The sequence below is a fragment of the Poseidonocella sp. HB161398 genome (assembly GCF_005870025.1).
Taxonomy (GTDB): domain Bacteria; phylum Pseudomonadota; class Alphaproteobacteria; order Rhodobacterales; family Rhodobacteraceae; genus Mangrovicoccus.
The window spans coordinates 1-22,803 of the sequence record NZ_VATA01000038.1 but is presented as its reverse complement, the minus strand read 5'-3'; the positions used below and the strand labels follow the sequence as shown (position 1 = coordinate 22,803).

Here is a 22,803-nt window from a genome sequence, read left to right as displayed (position 1 = left end):
GCCGGGGCCAGGTCCGCCGCGCCGCCGGAGCCGGGCTCCCTCCGCAGAGGCCGCGGCGCGCGATGGCTCCTCCTGTCGCCCGGAATCGCGGCCGGATTCAAGCGGCTTTTCGCCGCCGTGACGGCAAGCAGGCGCGCGGCGCTCATTGCTCGCACTCCACCAGCCGGGCGACGCGCGTGGCGCGGTCGAAGGTGATCTGCCGCTGGCGCAGCAGCCGCTCCAGCGTCTGGGTGAAGAGGTCGTCGGTCATCCGCAGCAGCCCCGGCTGCAGCTCGGCCGGGATGCCGAGCGCGGCGGCAAAGGCCGGCAGCACCTCGGAGCGCATCGCCGCGGAGCGGCCGAGCTCCACCTGGCAGCCGCGCGAGGACAGGACCTTGCGCCCGGCCTGCTCGAACTGCGCCTCGGGAAGCGCCAGCACGCGGTTGCGCTCCTCCTGCAGCGCGCCCTGGCGCTCGGCCTCGGCGCGGGCGTCGGAATAGGCCTCCACCTGGGCGCCGGTCAGCACCGGGCGGCAGTCCTTCAGAAGCACGATATTGGCGATGTCGGTGCCGCAGAGAAAGGCGGTGCCGCGGCGGTCCTGGACCAGCAGCCCGCCCTCGTAGGGGGCGATCACCGCATAGCCGTCGAGACCGTCGAAGACCGGCAGCCCGTCCTCGGCGCGGGCCGCGGGCACGGCCAGCACCAGGCCGAGAAGCACCGCCAGAGGCCGCAGCGCACGGCCCCGCCCGGTGCCGGCAGGCAGACCTGCGCGGAGTTTCACCGCGGGTCGGCCTGCCTTCGCATCAAGTCCCATGTTACCGGTCAACCTCGCCGAACACGACATCCATCGTCCCGATCAGCGCCGAGACATCGGCCAGCTGGTGGCCGCGGGCGACATGGTCCATCGCCTGCAGGTGCAGGTAGCCCGGCGCGCGGATCTTGGCGCGGTAGGGCTTGTTGGTGCCGTCGGATTTCAGGAACACGCCGAACTCGCCCTTCGGCGCCTCGACCGCGCAGTAGACCTCGCCCGCCGGGACGTGGAAGCCCTCGGTATAGAGCTTGAAATGGTGAATCAGCGCTTCCATCGAGCGCTTCATCTCGCCCCGCTTGGGCGGGGTGATCTTGCCGCGCGACAGCACATCGCCCTGGTTGCCCGGCTCCTGCAGCTTGGCGCAGGCCTGGCGGATGATCTTCACGCTCTCGCGCATCTCGGCCATGCGGCACAGATAGCGGTCGTAGCAGTCGCCGTTCTTGCCGACGGGGATCTGGAAGTCGAACTCGTCGTAGCATTCATAGGGCTGCGCCCGGCGCAGGTCCCAGGCAAGGCCCGAACCGCGGACCATCACGCCAGAGAAGCTCCAGTCGAGGATCTCCTGCTCGGACACGACGCCGATGAAGGCGTTGCGCTGCTTGAAGATGCGGTTCTCGGTCAGGAGCCCGTCGATGTCGTCGAGCACCTTCGGGAAGTCGACGGCCCAGGCGTCGATATCCTCGACCAGTTTCGGCGGCAGGTCCTGGTGCACGCCGCCGGGCCGGAAATAGGCCGCATGGAGGCGCGCGCCGCAGGCCCGCTCGTAGAAGATCATCAGCTTCTCGCGCTCCTCGAAGCCCCAGAGCGGCGGCGTCAGCGCGCCCACGTCCATGGCCTGCGTGGTCACGTTCAGCAGGTGGTTCAGCACCCGGCCGATCTCGCAGAAGAGCACCCGGATCAGCGAGGCGCGGCGCGGCACCTCGGTGCCGGTCAGCTTCTCGATGGCCAGGCACCAGGCATGCTCCTGGTTCATCGGCGCCACGTAGTCGAGCCGGTCGAAATAGGGCAGGTTCTGCAGGTAGGTGCGGCTCTCCATCAGCTTCTCGGTGCCGCGGTGCAGCAGGCCGATATGCGGATCGCAGCGCTCCACGATCTCGCCGTCGAGCTCCAGCACCATGCGCAGCACGCCATGCGCCGCCGGGTGCTGCGGGCCGAAATTGATGTTGAAGTTGCGGATCTTCTGCTCGCCCGTCAGGGCGTCGTCGAAATTCGCGCCATCCATCATGCGCTTCTCCCTTCGCTCCGCGCGGATTCACCGGCGGATTCGCTCGTCTGATCGGCGGCCGTGCCGCCCTCCCCGCCGGCCAGGATCGCGGCCGGATCCTGCCAGGCCGCCGGCACGTCGCTGCCGAAGGCGTGGCGGACGAATTCGTATTGAACCTGCAGCCCCTCGGCCAGGACGCGGCGGATCGACTCCGGCATGCCCAGCCCCTTGCCCTCGTTCGAACGGTAGGAGAAATCTGCCTCGCGGTAGCCGATCCCGGCGAAATCGCAGAATTTCCGCACGGAGGCCTCGGTGAAGAGGTCCTCGTAGAAGAGGTACAGGATCTGCGCACGGGGCACCGCGGCCTCGAGCTCGCGGATGGTGCGCATGTAGTTCGACCGCGGCAGCGTCGCGGCGTCGTAATTGCCCAGGTAGTGCTTCAGCGCCTTATGCGCCGCCGCCTCGAAATCCACGCCCTCATGGCGCGCCAGGATGTTCTTGGAGGCCATGCGCGCCTGCGACCAGAGCCGGTCGATCGGGTCGCGCATGATGAAGACGAAACGCGCATCCTCGGCCAGGCTGTTCATGAAGCCGAAGACCGTGCGGTCGCAGGTCGCGTAGGACGGCGTGAAATCGCACAGCCGCGAGGCCCCGCCCGACCGGCCGGTCAGCAGCTGGATGTAGGCGGCGAGGCCGCGGTCGTCCGGCGCGAAGAGCTCCGCCCGCCGGGTGGCTGCCTGCAGCTCGGTAAGCTTCTGGCCGAACTGGAAATTGTCGGCGGCCAGCATCGCGTTGAGCTGCCGCTTCATGTTGTTCAGCGCGACCTTGCGCGCCTGCATGTCGAAACCGTAGCGGGTGTCGAAGAAATGGCATTCCTTCATCGGCGGCAGGTAGCATTCGGGATGGTCCGCGACGTAGTCCGCCAGCCAGGTGGTCCCCCCCTTCTGCGCGCCCACGCAATACAGAACCGTCCGGTTCCCGGGAAAGCGCAATGGATCTGCGGTCATGGGGGAAGGCATGTTCATGAAATCTCCAGCTTTCTCGAAACGCGCGACTTGAATCTGTCCCACTGCACCACCGCGCGCTGGTGGCGCCCCTCGCCGATCATGTCCGTGCCGTCATGGCCGCGCACCCTGAACCAGACGAACTTGCCGTCGAAGCTCTCGATCTCGGTCTCGACCGTGATGGTCAGGCCGGGCGGTGTCGGCGCCACATGGGTCATCTCGAAACCGGTCCCGAGCGAGCCCTCGCCCGCATCGTAATAGGGCGCGATCTGCTCGACGCAGGCCCATTCGAAGAGACCGATCATGTAGGCGGAGGCAAGGACATGCGGCATCGGATCCATGACCCGCGCATCGGGGAAGAGCAGCGGAACCACCTCCTCGGGACGGACCACGCGGGAAAACGTGGCGCGGTCGCCTATGGAGAGTCCCGGCTTCACCGATCAGGCCTCCGTCTTCTCGTCGCCGGGAAGGATGTACTCGGCGCCTTCCCAGGGGGACATGAAGTCGAACTGCCGGTATTCCTGCACCAGCTTCACCGGCTCGTAGACCACGCGCTTCTCGACCTCGTCATAGCGGACCTCGGTATAGCCGGTGGTGGGGAAGTCCTTGCGCAGCGGATGGCCGCGGAAGCCGTAGTCGGTCAGGATGCGGCGCAGGTCGGGATGGCCCTTGAAGAGGATGCCGAACATGTCGAACACCTCGCGCTCGAACCAGTTGGCGGCGGGGAAGACGCCGGTCAGCGACGGCACCATCTCGTCCTCGCGCACCGCGGCGCGCAGGCGGATCCGCTGGTTCTGGTACATCGACAGCAGGTGGTAGACCACGTCGAACCGCTTCTCCCGCTGGGGATAGTCCACCGCGGTGATGTCGATCAGCGTCGAGAAGCGGCAGGTCGGCTCGGTGCGGATGTAGTCGGCAAAGCCCGGCAGGCGGGCGGGCGCGACATTCACCGTCAGCTCGCCCAGGGCGATTTCGGTCGAGAGCACGCAGTCGGGGCGCTTCAGCTCCAGCGTGGCGGCGAGTTCCTCGAGTTCCTGGCTCATGGTCCCTCCCTCAGCGGACGATGGTGCCGGTGCGGCGGATCTTCCGCTGCAGCTGCATGATGCCGTAGAGCAGCGCCTCGGCCGTCGGCGGGCAGCCCGGCACGTAGATGTCGACCGGCACGATCCGGTCGCAGCCGCGCACCACGGAATAGCTGTAATGGTAGTAGCCGCCGCCATTGGCGCAGGAGCCCATGGAGATGACATAGCGCGGTTCGGGCATCTGGTCGTAGACCTTGCGCAGCGCCGGGGCCATCTTGTTGGTCAGCGTGCCCGCGACGATCATCAGGTCGGACTGGCGCGGGGAGGCCCGCGGCGCGGTGCCGAAGCGTTCCAGGTCGTAGCGCGGCATCGAGGTGTGCATCATCTCGACGGCGCAGCAGGCGAGGCCGAAGGTCATCCAGTGCAGCGATCCGGTGCGCGCCCAGTTGACGATGTCCTCGACCGAGGTCAGCAGGAATCCCTTGTCCTGCAGCTCGCGGTTCAGGGTCTGGGTGGCGACTTCGCGGTCGGGCCCGGCGGCAACGTCGCCATAGGGCACGGCCGAGGCCGACTGGCCGGATTTCACGCGCGCGCCCTGCGGTCCGGTCGACTGGGTCTCCGTGACCAGCGCGCTGTCCTTGCTCACTGCCATTCGAGCGCCCCTTTCTTCCATTCATAGGCAAATCCCGCGGTCAGCACCCCGAGGAACACCATCATCGACCAGAAGGCGGTCATCGAGATGTCCTTGAAGGCGACGGCCCAGGGGAACAGGAACGCGATTTCCAGATCGAAGATGATGAACAGGATCGCGACCAGGTAGAAGCGCACGTCGAATTTCATCCGCGCGTCGTCGAAGGCGTTGAACCCGCATTCATAGGCACTGACTTTCTCGGGATCGGGATTGCGCACCGCGGCGATGCCGGCAGCGGCAATCAGGATCACCCCCAGCGCGATGGCGATCCCGAGGAAGACGATGATAGGAAGGTACTCTCTCAAAAGCTCGTCCACGGTCACTTCCTCCTGAGCAGTGCGCCTGACTGGCTAGTTATCGTGAATAGGCCCGACAACATTCACGGTCAACCAACGGGAGGTTAATTCCCCCGGTATAAATGCAATTGGATACAAGAGTTTGCCGAAGAAAACCGGCAAAGAGCGCGTTAATGACGCAGCAGCGCCCGAAAGCGCCGTCCCGCCATGGCGAAACGCGGGTCCGGGCGCCCTGCCCGGCCCCGCGGGCGGCCGCGCTCAGCCGCCGGTATAGCTGCGCCGGTACCGCCGGCTCAGCGAAGTGAAAAGCTCGTAGCCGATCGTCCCGGCCTCGTCGGCCAGCTCGTCGACGCCATGCGCCGCATTCACCAGGTCGAGCGACTCGGGGTCGTGCTCCAGCGCCGAGACATCCACCGTCAGCAGGTCCATCGACACCCGCCCGACCAGCGGGCAGGCGGTCTCGCCCGCCCAGAGGATCGCACGGTTCGACAGGACCCGCAGGATGCCGTCGGCATAGCCCGCCGAGACGGTGGCGATCCGCGTCGGGCGCTCGGCGCCCCAGGTCCAGCCGTAGCCCACGGCCTCGTCCTTCTCGACGGTGCGCACCTGGATCACCGGCAGGCTCAGCGTCACCACCGGCGCGGCATTCTCGAAGGGGCGCGCGCCGTAGAGGCCGATGCCCGGGCGGACCAGCTCGTAGTGGTAGTCCCGCCCCAGCAGCGTCCCGCCGGTCGCCGCCAGCGAGCGCGGCACCCCGGCATCGGCGGTCATCGCGTCGAAGGCGCGCTTCTGCGACAGGTTGGCGGCATGGCCGGGCTCGTCGGCGCAGGCCATGTGCGACATCAGCAGCTCGGGCTTCGCCGCCAGCAGCATCTCGCGCAGCGACTGCCATTCGGCAGGCTCCATGCCGAGCCGGTTCATGCCGCTGTCGAGCTGCACGCCGAACGGATGGCCGGGCAGCGCCTGCATGTGGCGCGCGGCCTGCTCGCCGCTGTTGAGCATCGGCACGAGGTTGCCGTCGCGGATCAGCTCCGCATCCCCGGCCATGTGGCCGGAAAAGACGCCGATCCAGAAATCGGGACCGAGCGCGGCGCGGACGGCCGCGCCCTCCTCGGCGGCGGCAACGAAGAACTGCCGCGCCCCCGCCCTGGCCAGAGCCGTCGCGATCCGCTCCACGCCCAGGCCGTAGCCATTGGCCTTGACGGTCGCGGCAGTCGTCGTGCCCTGCGCGGTCATTGCGTTGAGGGCCCGCCAGTTGCGTGCCACTGCGTCGAGATCGATGGTAAGATGTCCGGTAGCCATGGCCGGGCAATTGCGCCCATCGGGCCGCGCCGTCAAGATGGTAAAGAAGGTGCGGGATACCTGCCTGCGCGCATTGCGGGGGTCGCAACGCGCAGGGCTTTTGCCTATGTCTTTCGCAAGCTACCCGGCACCGCCGCGGGCGGGGCCCGATCCATCGAGGAGGATACGATGCGCACCATCCTGATCCCGGCGCTGCTGGCCCTGTCGGCCGCCGCCGCCCCCGCCCTCGCCCAGTCCGGCAGCGACGACATGACCGTGCATGTGGCGGTCGGCCAGCAGGGCCGCGGCTACGAGAAGCGCGGCCAGGAGATCGCCCAGCGGCTGGAGCAGCGCGGCCACCAGGTCTCTGTCGACAACTACGAGGGCTCGGACGCGATCTCGCTGGCGGTCTGCGACGGGCGCGCCGCGGTCGGGCTGATGCAGATCGACGCCATCTTCGCGCGCGAGCAGGAAGGCTGCGAGCTGAAGACGGTCGGCACCTACGGCAACGAATACGCCTTTATCCTCTTTCCGCCGGACAGCCGGATGAACGAGCTTTCCGATCTGGACGAAGGCGACAGGATCCTGGTCGACACGATCGGCTCGGGCACGGAGCTGTTCTGGCGGACCATCGTCGGCATCGAGACCGGCGACATGGGCAACAAGTCGAACTGGTCCAAGGCCACCCCGGTCCATGACCTGACGCTGCTGGCGCCGACCATGGCCCAGCAGGGCGAGATCGACGCGATGCTGATGGTGGGCGTCGCGGGCAACGAGGAAGTGACGAAGCTGCTGGAAAGCGGCTGGGAACTGGGCGAGCTCTACGACAAGGACATCAACGACATGGAGTTCCGCGGCAAGAGCCTCTACGCCCGCGAGAACGTCAAGATGGAGGTGCCGGGGCATTTCTTCGACGAGAAGAACGACGCCTATGTCGTGCCCTCCTACATCGTCATCGGCGGCGGGCTGCAGGCCGCCGACCGCAAGCTCTACGGCGATATCGTCGCCGCCTCGCAATAGGTCCCGGCTGCGGGCGGGGCCATGCCCTGCCCGCCTTCCCCGCGGCTACTGCAGATCCGCGAACGCGTCCTGGAGGCGCGACACCGCCTCCTCGATCCGCACCCGCTGTGTGCCCAGGTTGAAGCGCAGGAAGCTCTCGCCGCCGCCGCCGAAGCTGGTGCCGAGATTGCCCGCGATCTTCGCCCGTCCCTGCACCCGGTCGAGGATCTCGGCGGTCTCCATGCCAGTGCCCGAGAAATCCACCCAGGCCAGGTAGGTCGCCTCGAGCTGCATCGAGCGCACGCCCGGGATCGCGTTCACGCCCGCGTCGAAGATCTGGCGGTTGCCCTCCAGATAGGCCTGCAGCGCATCGACCCAGGCCGCGCCCTCGGGGCTGTAGGCGGCGCGGGTCGCCTCGAGGCTGGCCGAGCTCGGCGCCAGCGCCAGCGCCTGCATCCGCGCCGCGAAGGTCGCCCGCAGACCGGCATCCGGGATGATGACCTGGCCGCAATGCAGCCCGGCGGTGTTGAAGGTCTTCGACGGCGCGTTCAGCACGATCGAGCGCGGCGCCGCTTCGGGCGCGGCCTTCAGGAAGGGCACGTGAAGGGCGCCGGGATAGGTCAGGTCCTGGTGGATCTCGTCGGAGATGACCAGGAGGCCGTGCTTCTCGGCGAAGGCGGCCAGCGCCTGCTGCTCGGCCGCGCTCCAGACCCGGCCGCCGGGATTGTGCGGCGAGCAGAGGATGACGGCCTTCTCGCGGCCGGTCATCTGCGCCTCCCAGGCGTCGAGATCCATCTCGTAGCGGCCGTCGCGGAAAGCCAGCCGCCGCTCGGCGACCGCGCGCCCGGCATTGCGGATGGTCTTGGCGAAGGCGTGGTAGACCGGCGCCATCAGCATGATCTCGTCGCCCGGCGCGGTATAGGCGTCCAGCACCAGCGCGACCGCGTTGCAGAGCCCGTTCGTCGTGAAGATCGCCTCGGGCGCGACCGTCCAGCCATGGCGCTCGCGCATCCACCAGCAGACCGCCTCGCGGTAGTCCCGGTCGGAGGCGAGATAGCCGAAGACCCCGTGATCGGCCATCGCGCGCAGCGCGTCCGCGACCACGGGGGCGGTGGCGAAATCCATGTCCGCGACCCACATCGCCAGACCGTCATCGGGGGACACGCCGTAGAGCGTCTCCATGTTGTCCCATTTGCCGCTATTGGTGCCGCGGCGCTCGATCAGGCGGTCGAAGTCAAAGGTCATTGCAAGCCACTCCTACTGAACGGACGGACGCTAGGACAGGCGCCGCCGCGATGCCAGCCGGACGCAGGGGAAAGACCGGGCCGCGCGTTCACGTTTTTGCGCGTCCTGCCAATTGCGCCGCGCCGCGGCTTGTCCTAGATGATCCCCATGGCCATCCGTCCGATCCTCATCCATCCCGACCCGCGTCTGAAGACGGTCTGCGACCCCGTCCCGGACATTACCGACGAGCTGCGCACGCTTGCCGACGACATGCTGCTGACGATGTACGACGCGCCCGGGATCGGGCTCGCCGCGCCGCAGATCGGCGTGCTGTCGCGGCTGATCGTCATGGATTGCGTCAAGGAGGAGGGCGCCGAGCCGCAGCCCACCGTGATGTTCAACCCCGAGGTCATCGCCGCCTCGGACCAGACCAGCGTCTACGAGGAAGGCTGCCTGTCGATCCCCGAGCAGTATGCCGAGGTGACGCGGCCGAAGCTGGTCACGGTGCGCTGGATGGACCGCGACGGCAAGGCGCGGGAGCAGGAATTCGACGGGCTCTGGGCGACCTGCGTGCAGCACGAGATCGACCACCTGGATGGCAAGCTCTTCATCGACTACCTCAAGCCGCTGAAGCGCCAGATGATCACCCGCAAGATGCAGAAGCTGAAGCGCGAGAAAGCGCGGGGCAAGGCGTGAGCGTCCGTCCCTTCGTGATGTGGCCGGACAAGCGGCTGCGGACCCCCTGCGCGGATGTCGCGGCAGTGGATGACGCGGTGCGCGCGATCTGGGCCGACATGGTCGAGACCATGGACGCGATGCCGGGCGTCGGACTGGCCGCCTGCCAGATCGGCGTTATGCGGCGCCTGGCGGTGGTCGATGCCTCCGACGAGCGCGGCAAGGAGGTGCTGATGGCCAATCCCGAGATCCTGCATGCCTCGATCGAGCCGCGCGACCACGAGGAGGCCAGCCCCAACCTGCCCGGCGTCTCGGCGCGGGTGACGCGGCCGCGGGCGGTGACGGTGCGGTTCCTCAATGCCGCGGGCGAGATCGAGGAGCGCGATTTCGTCGGGCTCTGGGCGACCTCGGTGCAGCACCAGGTCGACCATCTGGCGGGGAAGATGTATTTCGACCGGCTCGGCAAGGTGAAGCGCGACATGCTCTTGAAGAAGGCGGCGAAGCTGCGCTGAGACAGGGGGAGGCCCCGGGTCAGGCCCGGGGCGCCGCGCGCGCGGGATCGAAGACCTGCGCGCCGAAGGCCCGGGCGATCCCCGCCCTGCCCGCAGGCGTCAGGGCCAGGTGCCGGCCGCCGCTCTGGCGGCGCAGCCAGCCAGTGTCCAGGAAGCGCGCGAAGAGCGCGGCGCCGAAGGCCCCCGCGAGATGCGAGCGCCGTTCGCTCCAGTCGAGGCAGAGGCGGATCTCGGGGCGGCCATTGCTCTGGAATGCTCCGGCGACGATGCCGAGCGCGGCGGCGAGGTCCCGTCCCGATGCAGTCAGCGCCACGGCGTCGCGCTCGAGCTGCAGATGGCCCGCGGCCGCCATCGCGTCGCAGATCGACACCGCCAGCGTGCCCGCGAGATGGTCGTAGCAGCTGCGCGCGGCGCGCAGCTCGGCCTCCTTCGGGCCGGGGCGGCTGCGCAGGTGCCCGCAGGAGGCGGCAAGCCCGGCCAGCGCCTCGAGCGCGGCGGCGACCTCCTCTCCGGCAATGGCGAAATAGCGGTGGCGGCCCTGGCGGCGGGGCCAGACCAGCCCGGCACCGTCGAGCCGGGCCAGATGTGCCGAGGCGGTCGAGGGCGCCACGCCGGCGGCCTCGGCCAGCTCGCGCGCGGTCAGCGCCTGCCCGCCCATCAGCGCCTGCATCATCGCGGCGCGGGCGGGGTCGCCGATCGCCTCGGCAATGCGGGTGATGTCGGGTCCCTGTCTCATGGCGCCGAGGATGCGGCGGCGGCGCGGGCGGCGCAAGGCAGGACGCTTCGCTCCGGAGCGAAACCGCGCGGCTCCGGCAGCTGGCAGAAGGCGGGCATCGAAACGGAGACCCGCCATGATCCTGTCCGCCCGCCTTGCCGCCCTTTTCCGCCCGTCGCCTGCCCCGCTCCTGCGCCTCTGGCGCCGCCGCGCGGCCACCCGCCGCCAGCTCTCCCGCCTGTCCGCCTGGCAGCTCGCCGATCTCGGCCTCGCGCCGGACGCGGCGGAGCGCGAGGCGCGGCTGCCGTTCTGGAGATAGGCTGTCCGGCGCTGCGGGCGCTCCGCGCCAGCGTCCGTTGCCGGGCGCGCTCCGGCCGGACCGCCGGACCGCAGGCGGCCCCGCGAGCGCGCCGCGTGTCGCCAAGCCGGGTCCGGCATCTCCGGGACGGGCCGCCATGCGCGATAGCCCGTCCGCCTGACCGGTTCCCGCAGGGCACGACCGCGCAGCTGCGCCAGGGGCTGCCGCCGCGCGAGGCATGCGATCTGTGGCGGCGACGCATTTCGCGGCCAGGGGAAGACGCGCCGGTCCCCAATTGCGGCGCCCCCTTGCCGGCCGCTGCGCCGGACAGAGGCGGCCCCAGCCGCAAGCCGCCGGGTCCTGGCCGAGGCTCCGCCCGCCCCCGCCAGGCCTGCCCGCCGGGCTGCGGTCTCGAGGCACGTTCCCGTCGTCCTAGCCGCAGAATGCCGCGCGGCCGGGCCGGAGGCCCTGTGAGAGGGCCGGGCCCGCCCTTGCCAATCCCTGCGCCGGCCGCCTGCGGCCCTATTGCTGGCGCGCAGCCGGAGCGGCGGCTATATCCCCGCCAGGACCACCGCCAGCGGGAGAGCAGCATGCGCGTCATCTTCATGGGAACCCCGGATTTCTCGGTGCCGGCGCTCGAGGCGCTGGTCGCGGAGGGGCACGAGATCGCCTGCGTCTACACCCAGCCGCCCCGTCCTGCCGGGCGCGGCAAGAAGGACCGGCCCACCCCGGTCCATGCCCGCGCCGAGGCGCTGGGGCTGCCGGTGCGCCATCCCGCGCGGCTGAAATCTCCCGAAGAGCAGGCCGCCTTCGCGGCTCTCGAGGCGGATGTCGCGGTGGTCGTCGCCTACGGGCTGATCCTGCCGCAGCCGGTGCTGGACGCGCCGCGCCATGGCTGCCTGAACATCCATGCCTCGCTCTTGCCGCGCTGGCGCGGGGCGGCGCCGATCCACCGCGCGATCATGGCCGGCGATGCCGAAAGCGGGGTCTGCATCATGCAGATGGAGGCCGGGCTGGATACCGGACCGGTGCTGCTGCGCGAGGCCCTGCCGATCGGGGCCGAGGAGACCACGGCGGAGCTGCATGACCGGCTGTCGGCGCTCGGCGCGCGGCTGATCGCCGAAGCGCTCCGCCGGCTCGATGCGCTGGTGCCCGAGCCGCAGCCGGAGGACGGCGTCACCTATGCCGCGAAGATCGACAAGGCCGAGGCGCGGATCGACTGGAGCCGCCCGGCCGAGGAGGTCTGCCGGCTGATCCGCGGGCTCTCGCCCTTCCCCGGCGCCTGGTGCGAGGCGGAGGGCGAGCGGATCAAGCTCCTGGGCGCAAGGCTGGCCGAGGGCGCGGGCGCGCCGGGCGAGGTGCTGGAGGGGCTGCGCATCGCCTGCGGCACCGGCGCGATCGACGTGACGCTGGCGCAGCGCCCGGGCAAGCGGCCGATGCCGCCCGAAGAGGTGCTGCGCGGCTGGCAGGCGCCGCCGCGGCTCGGCTGACGCATGCCGCTGGCGCATAGCCGCCATGCGCAAGGGTAAGACGGGTTTTCACATATGAGCGAGGGGTCTAGGCATGGACCATCTGCTGCGAGTTCCCCATGTCCCCGATCACCGGCATCCTGCTGAAAATCGCCTCCGTCATCCTTATGACGGCGATGTCCGCCTTCATCAAATACGCCTCCGAAACCGTGCCCGCGGGCGAGTCGGTCTTCTTCCGCTCGCTCTTCGCCTTCCCGCCGCTGCTGGTCTGGCTGGCGATGAAGGGCGAGTTGAAGCAGGGGCTGAAGACCGAGCGGCCGCTCGGCCATCTGTGGCGCGGGCTGGTCGGCGGCATGGCCATGGGGCTGATGTTCCTCGGCCTGACCTTCCTGCCCCTGCCCGAGGTCACGGCGATCTTCTACGCCACGCCGATCTTCGTGACGATCTTCGCCGCGATGTTCCTCGGCGAGCCGATCCGCGCCTTCCGCGTGGTGACGATCCTGATCGGGCTCGCGGGCGTGCTGGTGGTGATGCAGCCGCGGCTGACCGCGCTTGATGGCGGGGCGGATCTGGGCATGGCGCTCGGCGCGCTCTCGGTCTTCACCGCGACGGTCTTCGCCGCGATGGCGCAGATCACCGTGCGGCACCTGACCAAGACCGAGCATATCGCCGCGATCGTCTTCTACTTCACCGCCACGACGACGGCGCTGTCGCTGCTGACCGTGCCCTTCGGCTGGGTGATGCCGCAGGGGCCGGTGCTCTGGGCGCTGATCGGCGCGGGGCTGCTCGGCGGGATCGGGCAGATCCTGCTGACGGCCAGCTACCGCCATGCCGACGCCGCGGTGATCGCCAGCTTCGAGTTCATCTCGATCGTGCTCGCCATCATCGTCGGCTATGTCGCCTTCGCCGAGATCCCGACCTGGCAGATGATCGTCGGCGCCGTCCTGGTCGTGACCTCCGGCCTGGCACTGGCCTGGCGCGAGCACCGGCTGAAGATCGCCCAGGCCCCGGTCAAGCTGGTGCGCTGAGGCGGCCATGCGGCGGGTGATGATCATCGGCCAGCCCGGCGCCGGCAAATCCACGCTGGCCCGCGAGATGGGGCGGATCACCGGCCTGCCCGTCGTCCATATCGACCATATCCACTGGCAGCCCGGCTGGCAGGAGCGCAGCGCCGCGGAGAAGACCCGGCTCTGCCGCGAGGTGCATGCCGGCGAGGCCTGGATCTTCGAGGGCGGCCATTCCGCCACCTGGGAAGAGCGGCTGGCGCGGGCCGACACGGTGATCTGGGTCGATGCCGGGGTGATGCTGCGGCTCTGGCGGGTGGTGAAGCGGCGGCTGCGCTATCACGGGCGGACGCGGCCGGACCTGCCCGAGGGCTGCCCGGAGCGGATCGACCCGGAATTCCTCCGCTACATCTGGCGCACGCGCCGCACGGCGCGCAGGCGGATCGAGGGGCTGATGGCCGGGATGCCGCTGGGCAAGACGGCGGTGCGGCTGGGATCGTCGCGCGCGATGCGGCGCTATCTCGACGCCCTCGCCCGCGGCGGTCGCTGACCCCCGGACATGCAGAAGCCCCGGCGCTTGCGCACCGGGGCTCCGCTGTTCGGACCTTGCCGCCAGATCAGGCCAGCGCGGCTTTCGCCTTGGTCACGATGGCGCCGAAGGCTGCCGGCTCGTGAACGGCCAGATCGGCCAGGACCTTCCGGTCGACTTCGATCCCGGCCTTGTTCAGGCCGTCGATGAAGCGGGAATAGGTCAGGGTTGCATCCTCGGCACGGACCGCGGCGTTGATCCGCTGGATCCACAGCGCACGGAAGTTCCGCTTGCGCGCCTTGCGGTCGCGGGTCGCGTACTGGTTTGCCTTGTCGACGGCCTGGGTGGCAGTCTTGAAGGCCGTGCTGCGACGGCCGTAATAGCCTTTCGCCTTGTCGAGGATCTTCTTGTGGCGACGGTGGGTGACGACTCCGCCTTTGACTCGGGGCATCTCTGTAACTCCTTAGCGGGCGTACGGCATGTAGGACTTGACGATCTTCTCGTCCGGCTTGCTCAGGGTCGTGGTGCCCCGTGCATTCCGGATGAACTTGGTCGTCCGCTTGATCATCCCGTGACGCTTGCCCGCCTGGGCAACCTTGACGCGGCCAGTGGCCGTCACCTTGAAGCGCTTCTTAGCGCCCGACTTGGTCTTCATCTTCGGCATTTTCAGGCTCCTGTCTGGAGGTGATCGCCCGACTCGGCATGCCAGTTCACCGGCCGGACGGGTAGAGCCGCGGTCTCTACTGCCGGTGGGGGGATTTGGCAAGGGCAAACTCGCGCGCTCCGGCATGACGGCCCTGCGCGGCGCCGGGCGCGCCCGTCCGCCGGGCAATCCCCTAGGCCAAGGTTCCGGTCGCGGCAAGCATCCCGGGCTGCCATGCTGGCGCTGCACGCAACGGGAGGAGACGATTCGATGACCTTCGTGTCAGGAATGGTGGCGGCAGTGCCCGCCTCGCGGAAGGCAGACTACATCGCCAGCGCCGAGCGCTGCTGGCCGCTCTTCCGGCGGGCCGGGGCGCTTGGCATGGCAGAGAACTGGGGCGTCGACATCCCCGAGGGCGAGCTGACCTCCTTCTCCTCCGCAGTGAAGAAGGAGCCGGGCGAGGCGGTGGTCTTCTCCTGGATCACCTGGCCCGACAAGAAGACTGCCGATGCCTGCTGGCGCGAGATGGAGAGCGATCCCGACTGGGCGGAGATCCTCGCCGCCGGCATGCCCTTCGACGCGCGGCGGATGATCTTCGGCGGCTTCCAGACGATCCTTCAGTACTGATGCGCCGGGGGCGCGCGCCCCCGGCCCCGGGTCCCGCCAGACTGGCGACCGTCAGACTGGCGCGCCCTCTTCGGCACCGCCGGCCAGCGGCAGGGCGTTGTCCTCGAGCAGCGCGCGCAGCGAGGCCTCGTCATCCCTGGTCAGCGAGGTCTGCAGCACCTTGCCCTTGGCGCGGAACGCCTCGAGCCGCTCCAGCACCTTGTCGCCGGTGACCTTGCGCAGGAGGATGAAGACCTGGCTGCCGCCCGGGGCGAGGCTGCCGCCCATCTCCTTCATGAACTTGTCGTTGACGCCCAGATCCGTCAGCGCCCCCGACAGCGCCCCGGCCCCTGCCCCGGCCGCGACGCCAAGCAGCGGATTGAGGAAGACCACCCCGATCAGGAGCCCCCAGAACGCGCCGCCCACGGCGCCCGCGGCGGTCAGGTTCACCTCCTGGTGCAGCTTCACCTCGCCATCCGCGGTCCGCGTGACGACGACGGCATCCTCGATCTCCAGAAGGTACTCCTTCTGCAGCTTGATAAGCTCGGCCCGCAGCTCGAAGCCGGTGGCTTCGTCCGGAAAGGACACGACGATCAGATCGGCCATGACGACCCTCCTCATGCAAGAACGCCGCCCGGTCTGGACGGCGTTCTCCTGAGGTCGGCATCCCGGAGGGACGGGTCAAGTCACGATCGGGTCAACCGGGCTCGATCGAGAAGATCAGCCGCTCCTCGCAGGGGGCGACGCGCAGGATGTTCGTGGTGCCCGACTGGTTGAAGGGCACGCCCGCGGTGACGATGATGCTGTCCTTCGACTCGGCGATGCCGAGCTGCCGCGCGGCGCGGGCCGCATTGACCACCGCCATCTTGAAACGGTCGACCTCGCCCGTGGTGGCGCAGGTCACGCCCCAGTAGAGGCACAGACGGCGCGCGGTGGAGATCAGCGGCGTCAGCGCCACGACCGGCACGCGCGGCCGCTCGCGCGAGACCAGCGCGGCGGTGGTGCCGGAATGGGTGAAGCAGCAGATCGCCTTGACGTCCGCGGTCTCGGCCAGGTTCCGCGCCGCCAGCACGATGCCGTCGGCAACGGTGCGCCGCTCGATATGGCGCGAGGCGTCGAGGATCTGGTGGTAGTTCGTGTCGCTTTCGACCGAGATCGCCACGTTGTTCATCGTGGTGACCGCCTCCACCGGGTATTTCCCGGCGGCGGATTCGGCCGAGAGCATCACCGCGTCGGCGCCCTCGTAGATCGCCGTCGCCACGTCCGAGACCTCGGCGCGGGTCGGCATCGGGCTCTCGATCATCGATTCGAGCATCTGCGTCGCGACGATCACCGGCTTGGCGGCGGCGCGGCAGTTGCGGATCAGCCGCTTCTGCACCGGCGGCACCGAATGCACCGGCAGCTCCACGCCCAGGTCGCCGCGGGCGACCATGATGCCGTCCGAGGCGGCGAGGATGTCGTCGAAGCTCTTCAGAGCGGCCGGCTTCTCGATCTTGGCGATGATGGCCGCCCGGCCCTTGGCGCGCAGCCGCGCCTCTGCCACGTCCTCGGCGCGCTGCACGAAGCTCAGCGCCAGCCAGTCGACGCCCAGCCCGCAGACGAAGTCCAGATCCGCGCGGTCCTTCTCGGAGAGCGCCGCCAGCGGCAGCACCACGTCGGGCACGTTGACGCCCTTGCGGTTCGAGATCTCGCCGCCGATCACCACGGTGCAGTCGGCGAAGTCGGGACCGCATTTCTCCACCTTCAGGCGGATCTTGCCGTCATTGACCAGAAGCATCGAGCCCGGCTTCAGCGCCGCGAAGATCTCCGGATGCGGCAGCCGCACGCGGGTGGCATCGCCATCGGCCTCGTCGAGATCGAGCCGGAACGGCGCGCCCTCTTCGAGCATCTCCGACTTGTTGGCGAAGGTGCCGACGCGCAGCTTCGGCCCCTGCAGGTCGGCGAGGATGGTGATCGGGGAATTCAGGTCGGCCTCGACCTGGCGGATGATGCGGTGGCGTTCCGCGATTTCCTCGTGGCTGCCATGGCTCATGTTCAGGCGGAACACGTCGGCGCCGGCCTCGTGCAGGGCGCGGATGCGCTCGTAGGTCGAGGACGAGGGGCCGAGCGTGGCCACGATCTTGGTGTTGCGTTGGCGTTTCACTTGCAGCCTCCCATTCGCTACATGGACGCTAATGGCGCAAAACGATGTTAGCGGCAACAGTGCAGAGTCGCGCAGGCAGGAGACGGCGGAATGGGCAGGGCTTACGAAGTGACCGGGGCGGAACGGACGGGCGACTGGGTGGTCAGCTGCGACCATGCCACCAATATCGTTCCGGGGTCGGTCAATGGCGGCGACCTGGGCCTGCCGCCCTGCGACATGGCGCGCCACATCGCCTATGACGTCGGCGCCGAGGGCGTGGCGCTGGCGCTCGGCGAGGCGCTCGGCGCGCCGGTGGTGGCCTCGCGATTCTCGCGGCTGGTGATCGACCCGAACCGCGGCGAGGACGACCCGACGCTGCTGATGCGGATCTACGACGGCTCGATCATCCCGGCGAACCGCCATGCCGATGCCGCCGAGGTGGCGCGGCGGCTCGACGCCTTCCACCGCCCCTATCACGGCGCGCTGGCCGAGCTGATGGCGGCGCGGGCCGCCCCGGTGCTGGTCTCGGTGCATTCCTTCACGCCGCAGCTGGCCGGCCGGGCGATGCGGCCCTGGCAGATCGGCGTGCTCTCGGCCGCGGACCGGCGGCTGAGCGAGGGGCTGATCGCCGCGCTGAACGCGCCGGATTTCGCCGCCTGGGTCGAAGATATCTCGGGCGCGCCGCTGCGGATCGGCGACAACCAGCCCTATTCGGGCCATCTGCCGGGCGATGCCGTCGACCGCCATGCGCTGGCGCAGGGGCATCTGAACACGCTGATCGAGATCCGCAACGACCTGATCGCGACGCCCGCGCAGCAGGCCGCCTGGGGCGCGCGGCTGGCGCCGCTCCTGCGCCGCGCGCTGCATGACGCGGGCGAGGACCGGCAGCCGATGTCCTGAGCGCCGCCTCTGGACCCCGCGCATCCGCCGCGCCACACTGCCCGCGACCAGAAGAGGAGACAGGACCATGAGCCTTCCCGAGATCGACCCCGCCACGCAGACCGAGCTCGAGGCCGCCGCCTTCCGCCGCCTGCGCGACCATCTCGCCAGCCGCACCGACGTGCAGAATATCGACATGATGACGCTGGCCGGGTTCTGCCGGAACTGCCTGAGCCAGTGGTACCAGGAGGCCGCCAACGAACGCGGCATCGAGATGGACAAGGCCCAGGGGCGCGAGGCCTTCTACGGCATGCCCTATGACGAGTGGCGCGCGCGCCACCAGGCGGAGGCGACGCCGGAGCAGAAGGCCGCCTTCGACGCCGCGCAGAAGGCGCATGGCTGAGAAGGGCCGGACCCTGCCCTAGTCAGGCCGCCCCGTAATGGTCGAGCACCGCGTCGAGATCGTCCGGCGCGGTGTCATGGCGCAGCATCGCGCAGGCATTGGCGGCATGGCGGAAGATCGAGCCATCCGAGAAGAAGCTCTGCCGGGTGACGAAGACGATCTTCATGCCCGGCCAGCGGTAGCCCGCGACATCCGCCACGGCAAAGGCGCTGCCCTCCTCGAGGACCGCGTCGAGCACCAGGATGGAGAAGCTGCGGCAGCTCAGCGCCGCCAGCGCGGCATCCTGGCTGCCAACGAGCGTCACCTGCTTTCCCGAGCGCTCGAGATGGCGCTGCCAGAGCTGTCCCAGCTCCGCGTCGCTTTCGACGATGAGGACGTGCATCGATTTCTCCAGATGATCGGTACCGGCCGCGCCCGGCCCCGGCAGGAGCCCCCGCGCTTAACCTCAAATGCGCCTCCAACACTTACCAAATTGTTAAAGTCCATCCGTCTTCCTTAACGTCATCTGCGCTGCAGCATGGATTTTTCCGCATTGCAGCATCCCCGCCGCGGCAGCGTCCGACACAGGAAGTCCGGCGCTGGCCGGCGCGGCCCGCGGCGACGAATCGGCTGGACAGGCCGGGCCCCAGCGGGGATCACCCGGGCACCCGAAACCGCGCCGGAGCCGGATGCATGATCACGACCCAGGCCGCCTGCCTCGCCGCAGCGCTGCTTCTCGACGCCCGGCTCGGCGAGCCCGACCTCCTCTGGCGGCGGCTGCCGCATCCCGCGGTTCTGATGGGCCGCGCCGTGGGCTGGCTCGACCGCAGCTGGAACCAGGGAAAAGCGCACCGGATCAAGGGGGTGGCCGCGCTCGTCCTCCTGGTCGCCGGGGCGCTGGCGCTCGGCGCGGCGATCGAGGCCCTGCCCCTCGGCTGGCTCTGGTCGACCCTCGGCGCCGCGGTCCTGCTGGCGCAGAAGAGCCTCTGCGAGCATGTCGCCGCGGTCGCCGCGGCTTTGCGCCAAGGGCTGCCCGAGGGGCGCCGGGCGGTGGCGATGATCGTCGGCCGCGACACCAGCGCCATGGACGCCCCGGCCATCGCCCGCGGCGCGATCGAGAGCGCGGCAGAGAACCTTTCGGACGGCATCGTCGCCCCCGCCTTCTGGTATCTGCTGCTCGGACTGCCCGGCATTCTCGCTTACAAAATCGTGAACACGGCCGACAGCATGATCGGCTACCGCACCCCCCGGCACGAGGCCTTCGGCTGGGCGGCGGCGCGGTTCGACGACCTGCTGAACCTGGTCCCGGCGCGGCTGACGGCGCTGGCGATCACCGCGCTCTGGTCGCTCTGGGGCGCGGGACGGGACATCGTGGCGGAGGCCGGGCGCCACCGCTCGCCCAATGCAGGCTGGCCCGAGGCGGCCGCCTCCCGCGCGCTCGGCATCGCGCTTTCCGGACCGCGCAGCTATGACGGCCGGATGCGCGACTATCCCTTCGTGAACCCCGCGGGCCGGCGCGAGATCGGCGCCGCGGAGATCGAGGCCTCGGTGCGGCTGCTGTGGCGGGTCTGGGGGCTGCTCTTCGGCCTGTCGCTGCTGATCGCGCTTCTCGGCCCAGCTCTGCGGTGACGCAGGCGGGACGGCCGTGCTAGACCGGGGCCAGCACCGGAACACGGAGGTCCCATGCGCCACGCCCTCATCCCCCTCTGCCTCGTCCTCAGCGCCGGAACCGCCGCGGCGCAATGCGGCGGCAGCTTCTCCTCCTTCCTGCAGGGCATCCGCCAGGAGGCGGTGCAGCGCGGCCATTCCGCCGCCAATGCCGACCGCTTCCTCGCCAATGCCGCCCAGGATCCGCGGGTGCTGAAGGCCGACCGCTCGCAGGGCATCTTCCGCATGCCCTTCACCGATTTCGCCCGCCGGGTGATCAGCGCCAACCGCATCCAGAACGGCGCGCGCAACGCGCAGCGCTATGACGCCACCTTCGACGCGATCGAGCGCAAATACGGCGTCTCGCGCGGGGTGCTGCTGGCCTTCTGGGCGCTGGAGACCGATTACGGCCAGGTCCAGGGCGACTTCAACACGCTGAATTCGCTGCTGACGCTGGCGCATGACTGCCGCCGCCCCGAGCTCTTCCGGCCGCAGGTCTTCGCCGCGCTGACGCTCTACGAGCGCGGCGATTTCGATCCGCGCCGCACCACCGGCGCCTGGGCGGGCGAGATCGGCCAGGTGCAGATGCTGCCCGCCGACATCATCGAGAACGGCGTCGACGGCGACGGCAACGGCCATGTCGACCTGAAGGGCTCGGCCACCGACGCGCTCTTCTCCGGCGCCAGCATGCTGCGTTCGATCGGCTGGCGGCCGAACGAGCCCTGGCTGCAGGAGGTCACCGTGCCCGCCGGGCTCGACTGGTCGAAATCCGGGCTCGACACCCAGCTTTCGACCCGCGACTGGGCGCGCCTGGGCGTCAGGCCGCGCCAGGGGCAGTTCGCCAACCTGCCCGCCTCGCTGCTCCTGCCCGAGGGGCGCAGCGGCCCGGCCTTCCTCGCCTATCCGAATTACCGCGTGCTCTTCGAATGGAACAAGAGCTTCGTCTATGTCACCACCGCCGCCTATTTCGCCACCCGGCTGGAAGGCGCGCCGGTTTTCGCCGCGGGCAACCCGCCGCCGCAGCTTTCGGCCGCCGAGATGAAATCGCTGCAGCAGAAGCTGACGGCCCGCGGCCATAATGTCGGCGGCATCGACGGCATTCTGGGCGCGATGACCCGCTCGGCCGTGCAGAAGGAGCAGATCCGGCTCGGCCTGCCCGCCGATGCCTGGCCGACGCGGGCGCTGCTCGACCGGCTGTGACCCGGGACCGGAGAGGAAAGGACCCCTCATGACAGGCAGCACCGGCAGCGACCCGCTGTTCCGGCCGCTCGCCCTGCCCTGCGGGCAGGTGCTGAAGAACCGGATCGCGAAATCGGCGATGTCCGACGGGCTGGGCGACGGCACCGGCCGGCCGAGCGCGGCGCAGATGCGGCTCTACCGCCGCTGGGCCGCGGGCGGCGCAGCGGTGTCGATCATCGGCGAGGTGCAGTCGGGGCCCCGCCAGGCCGAGGCGCCGGGCAATCTGGTGCTCCACCCCGGGGCCGATCCCGCGCCGCTGCGCGCGCTGGCCGAGGCGGGCACCGCGGAGGGCGGACAGCTCTGGCTGCAGCTCGGCCATGCCGGGGCGCTGTCCCATGGCGCGACCGGCCTGCCGCGGGGGCCGAGCGCGCTCGACCTGCCCGGGCTGCGCTGCGCCGAGATCCCGGCCGCGGAGATCGCCGCCCTGCCGGGCGAGCAGGCCCGCGCCGCGCGGATGGCGCGCGATACCGGCTTCGGCGGGGTGCAGATCCATGCCGCCCACGGCTTCCTGCTGGGCCAGTTCCTCTCGCCGCTCTTCAACCGCCGCAGCGACGGCTATGGCGGCACGGCGGAGAAGCGCATGCGGCTCCTCCTCGAAGTGGCCGGGGCCGTGCGCGCGGCGGTCGGGCCTGACTTCCCGGTGGCGGTGAAGCTCAATTCCAGCGACCAGCTGGAGGGCGGCTTCGCCGAGGCCGAGGCGCTCCGGGTGATCGCAGCGCTGGGAGCGGCGAAGATCGACCTTCTGGACATCAGCGGCGGCACCTATTTCCCCGGCGCGGCGGCGGCCTCGGACAGCGCGGGCAAGGGCCCCTATTTCCTCGGCTTCGCCCGGCTTGCGCGGGAGGTGGCGGAGATGCCGCTCATGGCGACGGGCGGGTTCAAGACCTATTGCCAGGCGCGCGCGGCAGTGGCCGAGGGCAGCATCGACATGGCCGGGCTGGCCCGCGCGCTGGCGCTCGACCCCGCCCTGCCCGCGCATTGGCAGGCCGAAGGCAGCGCCGCCGATCCCGATTTCCCCCGCTTCCGCGATCCGCCCCCGGGGGGCGTGACCGCCTGGTACGCGATGCGGCTGGCGGAGATCGCCGGGGCGGGCGGCGGATTCGGCGCAGACGAGGTGCAGGCGGCCGCCGCGGCCTGGCAGGCTCGCGAAGCGGCACAGTCGCAGCTCTGGAACCGGGCCTTCGGCGCGCCCGGCTAGAGGCGCGGCCCCGGCAGCTGGCTGCGCGGGCATCAGGACGGGGAAGACGCGGCCGCCGGAGCGCTCCGGCGGCGGGCAGACGCGGACCGGCCGCGGCGCTGCGCCGCGGCAATCCGTGGTCTCGTCCGGAGACGATCGCGTCTGGGATACAGTGGTGAGCCGTACAGGAGTCTGCGCGTTGTTGCAAATCAAGGGGTTACGCTGGCGAACCCCCACAACAGCACCTTTGATTTCGTTGACGAAATTCAGGGCCTGACGAACCGTCCGGACGCCCCCGGAGCGGCCTTGTTGCACAAATCGTGCGAGGGATTCACTGCATGAATCCAGCATGATAGCCGGTAGGCATGAGCAGTTGGGCCCCTACGAAGTACAAG

Annotated in this window: 28 protein-coding genes; 13 read left to right on the top strand and 15 right to left on the bottom strand. The window is 69.8% G+C overall.

Annotated elements, in window-relative coordinates:
• Window positions 1-142 precede the first annotated feature (142 nt).
• The 8 genes from FGX59_RS24015 to alr form a co-directional block, all read right to left on the bottom strand.
• Complete coding sequence (locus FGX59_RS24015) at window positions 143-760, bottom strand: hypothetical protein (RefSeq protein ID WP_138469670.1); 618 nt, start codon at window positions 758-760, stop codon at window positions 143-145.
• Between the two features lie 34 nt (window positions 761-794).
• On the bottom strand, window positions 795-2,012 hold the full coding sequence (locus tag FGX59_RS24010) for an NADH-quinone oxidoreductase subunit D (protein WP_138469710.1): 1,218 nt from the start codon (window positions 2,010-2,012) through the stop codon (window positions 795-797).
• A complete protein-coding gene (locus FGX59_RS24005; RefSeq protein ID WP_171060803.1) occupies window positions 2,012-3,001 on the bottom strand; it encodes a sulfotransferase in 990 nt (329 codons plus the stop codon). The genes FGX59_RS24010 and FGX59_RS24005 overlap by 1 nt, the downstream gene beginning before the upstream one ends.
• Window positions 3,002-3,015: 14 nt before the next feature.
• Window positions 3,016-3,435 carry a thioesterase family protein gene (locus tag FGX59_RS24000; RefSeq protein ID WP_138469668.1) on the bottom strand — a complete coding sequence of 140 codons (420 nt, stop codon included), beginning with the start codon at window positions 3,433-3,435 and terminating at the stop codon, window positions 3,016-3,018.
• Window positions 3,436-3,438: 3 nt separating this feature from the next.
• On the bottom strand, window positions 3,439-4,041 hold the full coding sequence (locus FGX59_RS23995; protein ID WP_138469667.1) for an NADH-quinone oxidoreductase subunit C: 603 nt from the start codon (window positions 4,039-4,041) through the stop codon (window positions 3,439-3,441).
• A gap of 10 nt (window positions 4,042-4,051) precedes the next feature.
• On the bottom strand, window positions 4,052-4,672 hold the full coding sequence (locus tag FGX59_RS23990) for an NADH-quinone oxidoreductase subunit B family protein (protein WP_240722673.1): 621 nt from the start codon (window positions 4,670-4,672) through the stop codon (window positions 4,052-4,054).
• Entirely contained in the window at window positions 4,663-5,028 is a 366-nt protein-coding gene (locus tag FGX59_RS23985) for an NADH-quinone oxidoreductase subunit A (protein WP_138469666.1), read from the bottom strand. Before FGX59_RS23985 ends, FGX59_RS23990 begins: the two co-directional genes overlap by 10 nt.
• 237 nt (window positions 5,029-5,265) lie before the next feature.
• A complete protein-coding gene (alr, locus tag FGX59_RS23980; protein ID WP_138469665.1) occupies window positions 5,266-6,309 on the bottom strand; it encodes an alanine racemase in 1,044 nt (347 codons plus the stop codon).
• A 168-nt stretch (window positions 6,310-6,477) separates the two neighbouring features.
• Between alr and FGX59_RS23975 the strand changes: the two genes are divergently transcribed.
• Window positions 6,478-7,308 (top strand): hypothetical protein, encoded by an 831-nt coding sequence (locus FGX59_RS23975; RefSeq protein ID WP_138469664.1) that lies wholly within the window; start codon window positions 6,478-6,480, stop codon window positions 7,306-7,308.
• A 45-nt stretch (window positions 7,309-7,353) separates the two neighbouring features.
• Here FGX59_RS23975 and FGX59_RS23970 read toward each other — a convergent pair whose 3' ends face one another.
• Window positions 7,354-8,532 carry a MalY/PatB family protein gene (locus tag FGX59_RS23970; protein ID WP_138469663.1) on the bottom strand — a complete coding sequence of 393 codons (1,179 nt, stop codon included), beginning with the start codon at window positions 8,530-8,532 and terminating at the stop codon, window positions 7,354-7,356.
• Window positions 8,533-8,679: 147 nt separating this feature from the next.
• Between FGX59_RS23970 and def (FGX59_RS23965) the strand changes: the two genes are divergently transcribed.
• Together def (FGX59_RS23965) and def (FGX59_RS23960) are read left to right on the top strand one after the other, a co-directional pair.
• A complete protein-coding gene (gene def, locus FGX59_RS23965) occupies window positions 8,680-9,207 on the top strand; it encodes a peptide deformylase (protein ID WP_138469662.1) in 528 nt (175 codons plus the stop codon).
• Window positions 9,208-9,224: 17 nt separating this feature from the next.
• Window positions 9,225-9,698 (top strand): peptide deformylase, encoded by a 474-nt coding sequence (def, locus tag FGX59_RS23960; RefSeq protein WP_370296237.1) that lies wholly within the window; start codon window positions 9,225-9,227, stop codon window positions 9,696-9,698.
• Between the two features lie 19 nt (window positions 9,699-9,717).
• Here the strand turns inward: def (FGX59_RS23960) and FGX59_RS23955 are convergent, their stop codons facing one another.
• A complete protein-coding gene (locus FGX59_RS23955) occupies window positions 9,718-10,434 on the bottom strand; it encodes a helix-turn-helix transcriptional regulator (protein ID WP_138469660.1) in 717 nt (238 codons plus the stop codon).
• 115 nt (window positions 10,435-10,549) lie between these two features.
• Here FGX59_RS23955 and FGX59_RS23950 point away from each other — a divergent pair, with 115 nt between their 5' ends.
• The 4 genes from FGX59_RS23950 (at window position 10,550) to FGX59_RS23935 (ending at window position 13,734) form a co-directional block, all read left to right on the top strand.
• Window positions 10,550-10,732, top strand: coding sequence for a DUF1127 domain-containing protein (locus tag FGX59_RS23950; protein WP_138469659.1), 183 nt, complete (start codon window positions 10,550-10,552; stop codon window positions 10,730-10,732).
• 569 nt (window positions 10,733-11,301) lie between these two features.
• Window positions 11,302-12,201 (top strand): methionyl-tRNA formyltransferase, encoded by a 900-nt coding sequence (gene fmt / locus FGX59_RS23945; RefSeq protein WP_138469658.1) that lies wholly within the window; start codon window positions 11,302-11,304, stop codon window positions 12,199-12,201.
• Between the two features lie 98 nt (window positions 12,202-12,299).
• Window positions 12,300-13,208 carry a DMT family transporter gene (locus FGX59_RS23940; RefSeq protein ID WP_138469657.1) on the top strand — a complete coding sequence of 303 codons (909 nt, stop codon included), beginning with the start codon at window positions 12,300-12,302 and terminating at the stop codon, window positions 13,206-13,208.
• 7 nt (window positions 13,209-13,215) lie between these two features.
• Complete coding sequence (locus FGX59_RS23935) at window positions 13,216-13,734, top strand: AAA family ATPase (RefSeq protein WP_138469656.1); 519 nt, start codon at window positions 13,216-13,218, stop codon at window positions 13,732-13,734.
• 67 nt (window positions 13,735-13,801) lie between these two features.
• Here FGX59_RS23935 and rplT read toward each other — a convergent pair whose 3' ends face one another.
• Together rplT and rpmI are read right to left on the bottom strand one after the other, a co-directional pair.
• Entirely contained in the window at window positions 13,802-14,164 is a 363-nt protein-coding gene (gene rplT / locus FGX59_RS23930) for a 50S ribosomal protein L20 (protein ID WP_138469655.1), read from the bottom strand.
• A gap of 12 nt (window positions 14,165-14,176) precedes the next feature.
• Window positions 14,177-14,377, bottom strand: coding sequence for a 50S ribosomal protein L35 (rpmI, locus tag FGX59_RS23925; protein WP_138469654.1), 201 nt, complete (start codon window positions 14,375-14,377; stop codon window positions 14,177-14,179).
• Window positions 14,378-14,626: 249 nt separating this feature from the next.
• Between rpmI and FGX59_RS23920 the strand changes: the two genes are divergently transcribed.
• Window positions 14,627-14,983 (top strand): DUF1428 domain-containing protein, encoded by a 357-nt coding sequence (locus FGX59_RS23920; protein WP_138469653.1) that lies wholly within the window; start codon window positions 14,627-14,629, stop codon window positions 14,981-14,983.
• A gap of 51 nt (window positions 14,984-15,034) precedes the next feature.
• Here the strand turns inward: FGX59_RS23920 and FGX59_RS23915 are convergent, their stop codons facing one another.
• Both FGX59_RS23915 and pyk read right to left on the bottom strand, forming a co-directional pair.
• Entirely contained in the window at window positions 15,035-15,568 is a 534-nt protein-coding gene (locus FGX59_RS23915; RefSeq protein ID WP_138469652.1) for a DUF1269 domain-containing protein, read from the bottom strand.
• A 91-nt stretch (window positions 15,569-15,659) separates the two neighbouring features.
• Complete coding sequence (gene pyk, locus FGX59_RS23910) at window positions 15,660-17,105, bottom strand: pyruvate kinase (protein ID WP_138469651.1); 1,446 nt, start codon at window positions 17,103-17,105, stop codon at window positions 15,660-15,662.
• A 90-nt stretch (window positions 17,106-17,195) separates the two neighbouring features.
• Between pyk and FGX59_RS23905 the strand changes: the two genes are divergently transcribed.
• Together FGX59_RS23905 and FGX59_RS23900 are read left to right on the top strand one after the other, a co-directional pair.
• Complete coding sequence (locus tag FGX59_RS23905) at window positions 17,196-17,984, top strand: N-formylglutamate amidohydrolase (RefSeq protein ID WP_138469650.1); 789 nt, start codon at window positions 17,196-17,198, stop codon at window positions 17,982-17,984.
• Between the two features lie 67 nt (window positions 17,985-18,051).
• On the top strand, window positions 18,052-18,366 hold the full coding sequence (locus FGX59_RS23900; protein ID WP_138469649.1) for a DUF1244 domain-containing protein: 315 nt from the start codon (window positions 18,052-18,054) through the stop codon (window positions 18,364-18,366).
• 22 nt (window positions 18,367-18,388) lie between these two features.
• On the opposite strand, the gene FGX59_RS23895 is transcribed toward FGX59_RS23900, so the two are convergent.
• Entirely contained in the window at window positions 18,389-18,748 is a 360-nt protein-coding gene (locus FGX59_RS23895; RefSeq protein WP_138469648.1) for a response regulator, read from the bottom strand.
• Window positions 18,749-19,038: 290 nt separating this feature from the next.
• Between FGX59_RS23895 and cbiB the strand changes: the two genes are divergently transcribed.
• From cbiB to FGX59_RS23880, 3 genes are read left to right on the top strand one after another with little or no spacing between them, the layout of a single operon-like run.
• The gene (cbiB, locus tag FGX59_RS23890; RefSeq protein ID WP_138469647.1) at window positions 19,039-19,974 is read left to right on the top strand and encodes an adenosylcobinamide-phosphate synthase CbiB; all 936 of its coding nucleotides are present in this window, start codon (window positions 19,039-19,041) and stop codon (window positions 19,972-19,974) included.
• 54 nt (window positions 19,975-20,028) lie between these two features.
• On the top strand, window positions 20,029-21,192 hold the full coding sequence (locus FGX59_RS23885) for a lytic murein transglycosylase (RefSeq protein WP_138469646.1): 1,164 nt from the start codon (window positions 20,029-20,031) through the stop codon (window positions 21,190-21,192).
• Between the two features lie 28 nt (window positions 21,193-21,220).
• Window positions 21,221-22,429: an oxidoreductase gene (locus FGX59_RS23880; RefSeq protein ID WP_138469645.1), complete on the top strand. Its 1,209-nt coding sequence runs from the start codon at window positions 21,221-21,223 to the stop codon at window positions 22,427-22,429.
• Window positions 22,430-22,803: the final 374 nt, after the last annotated feature.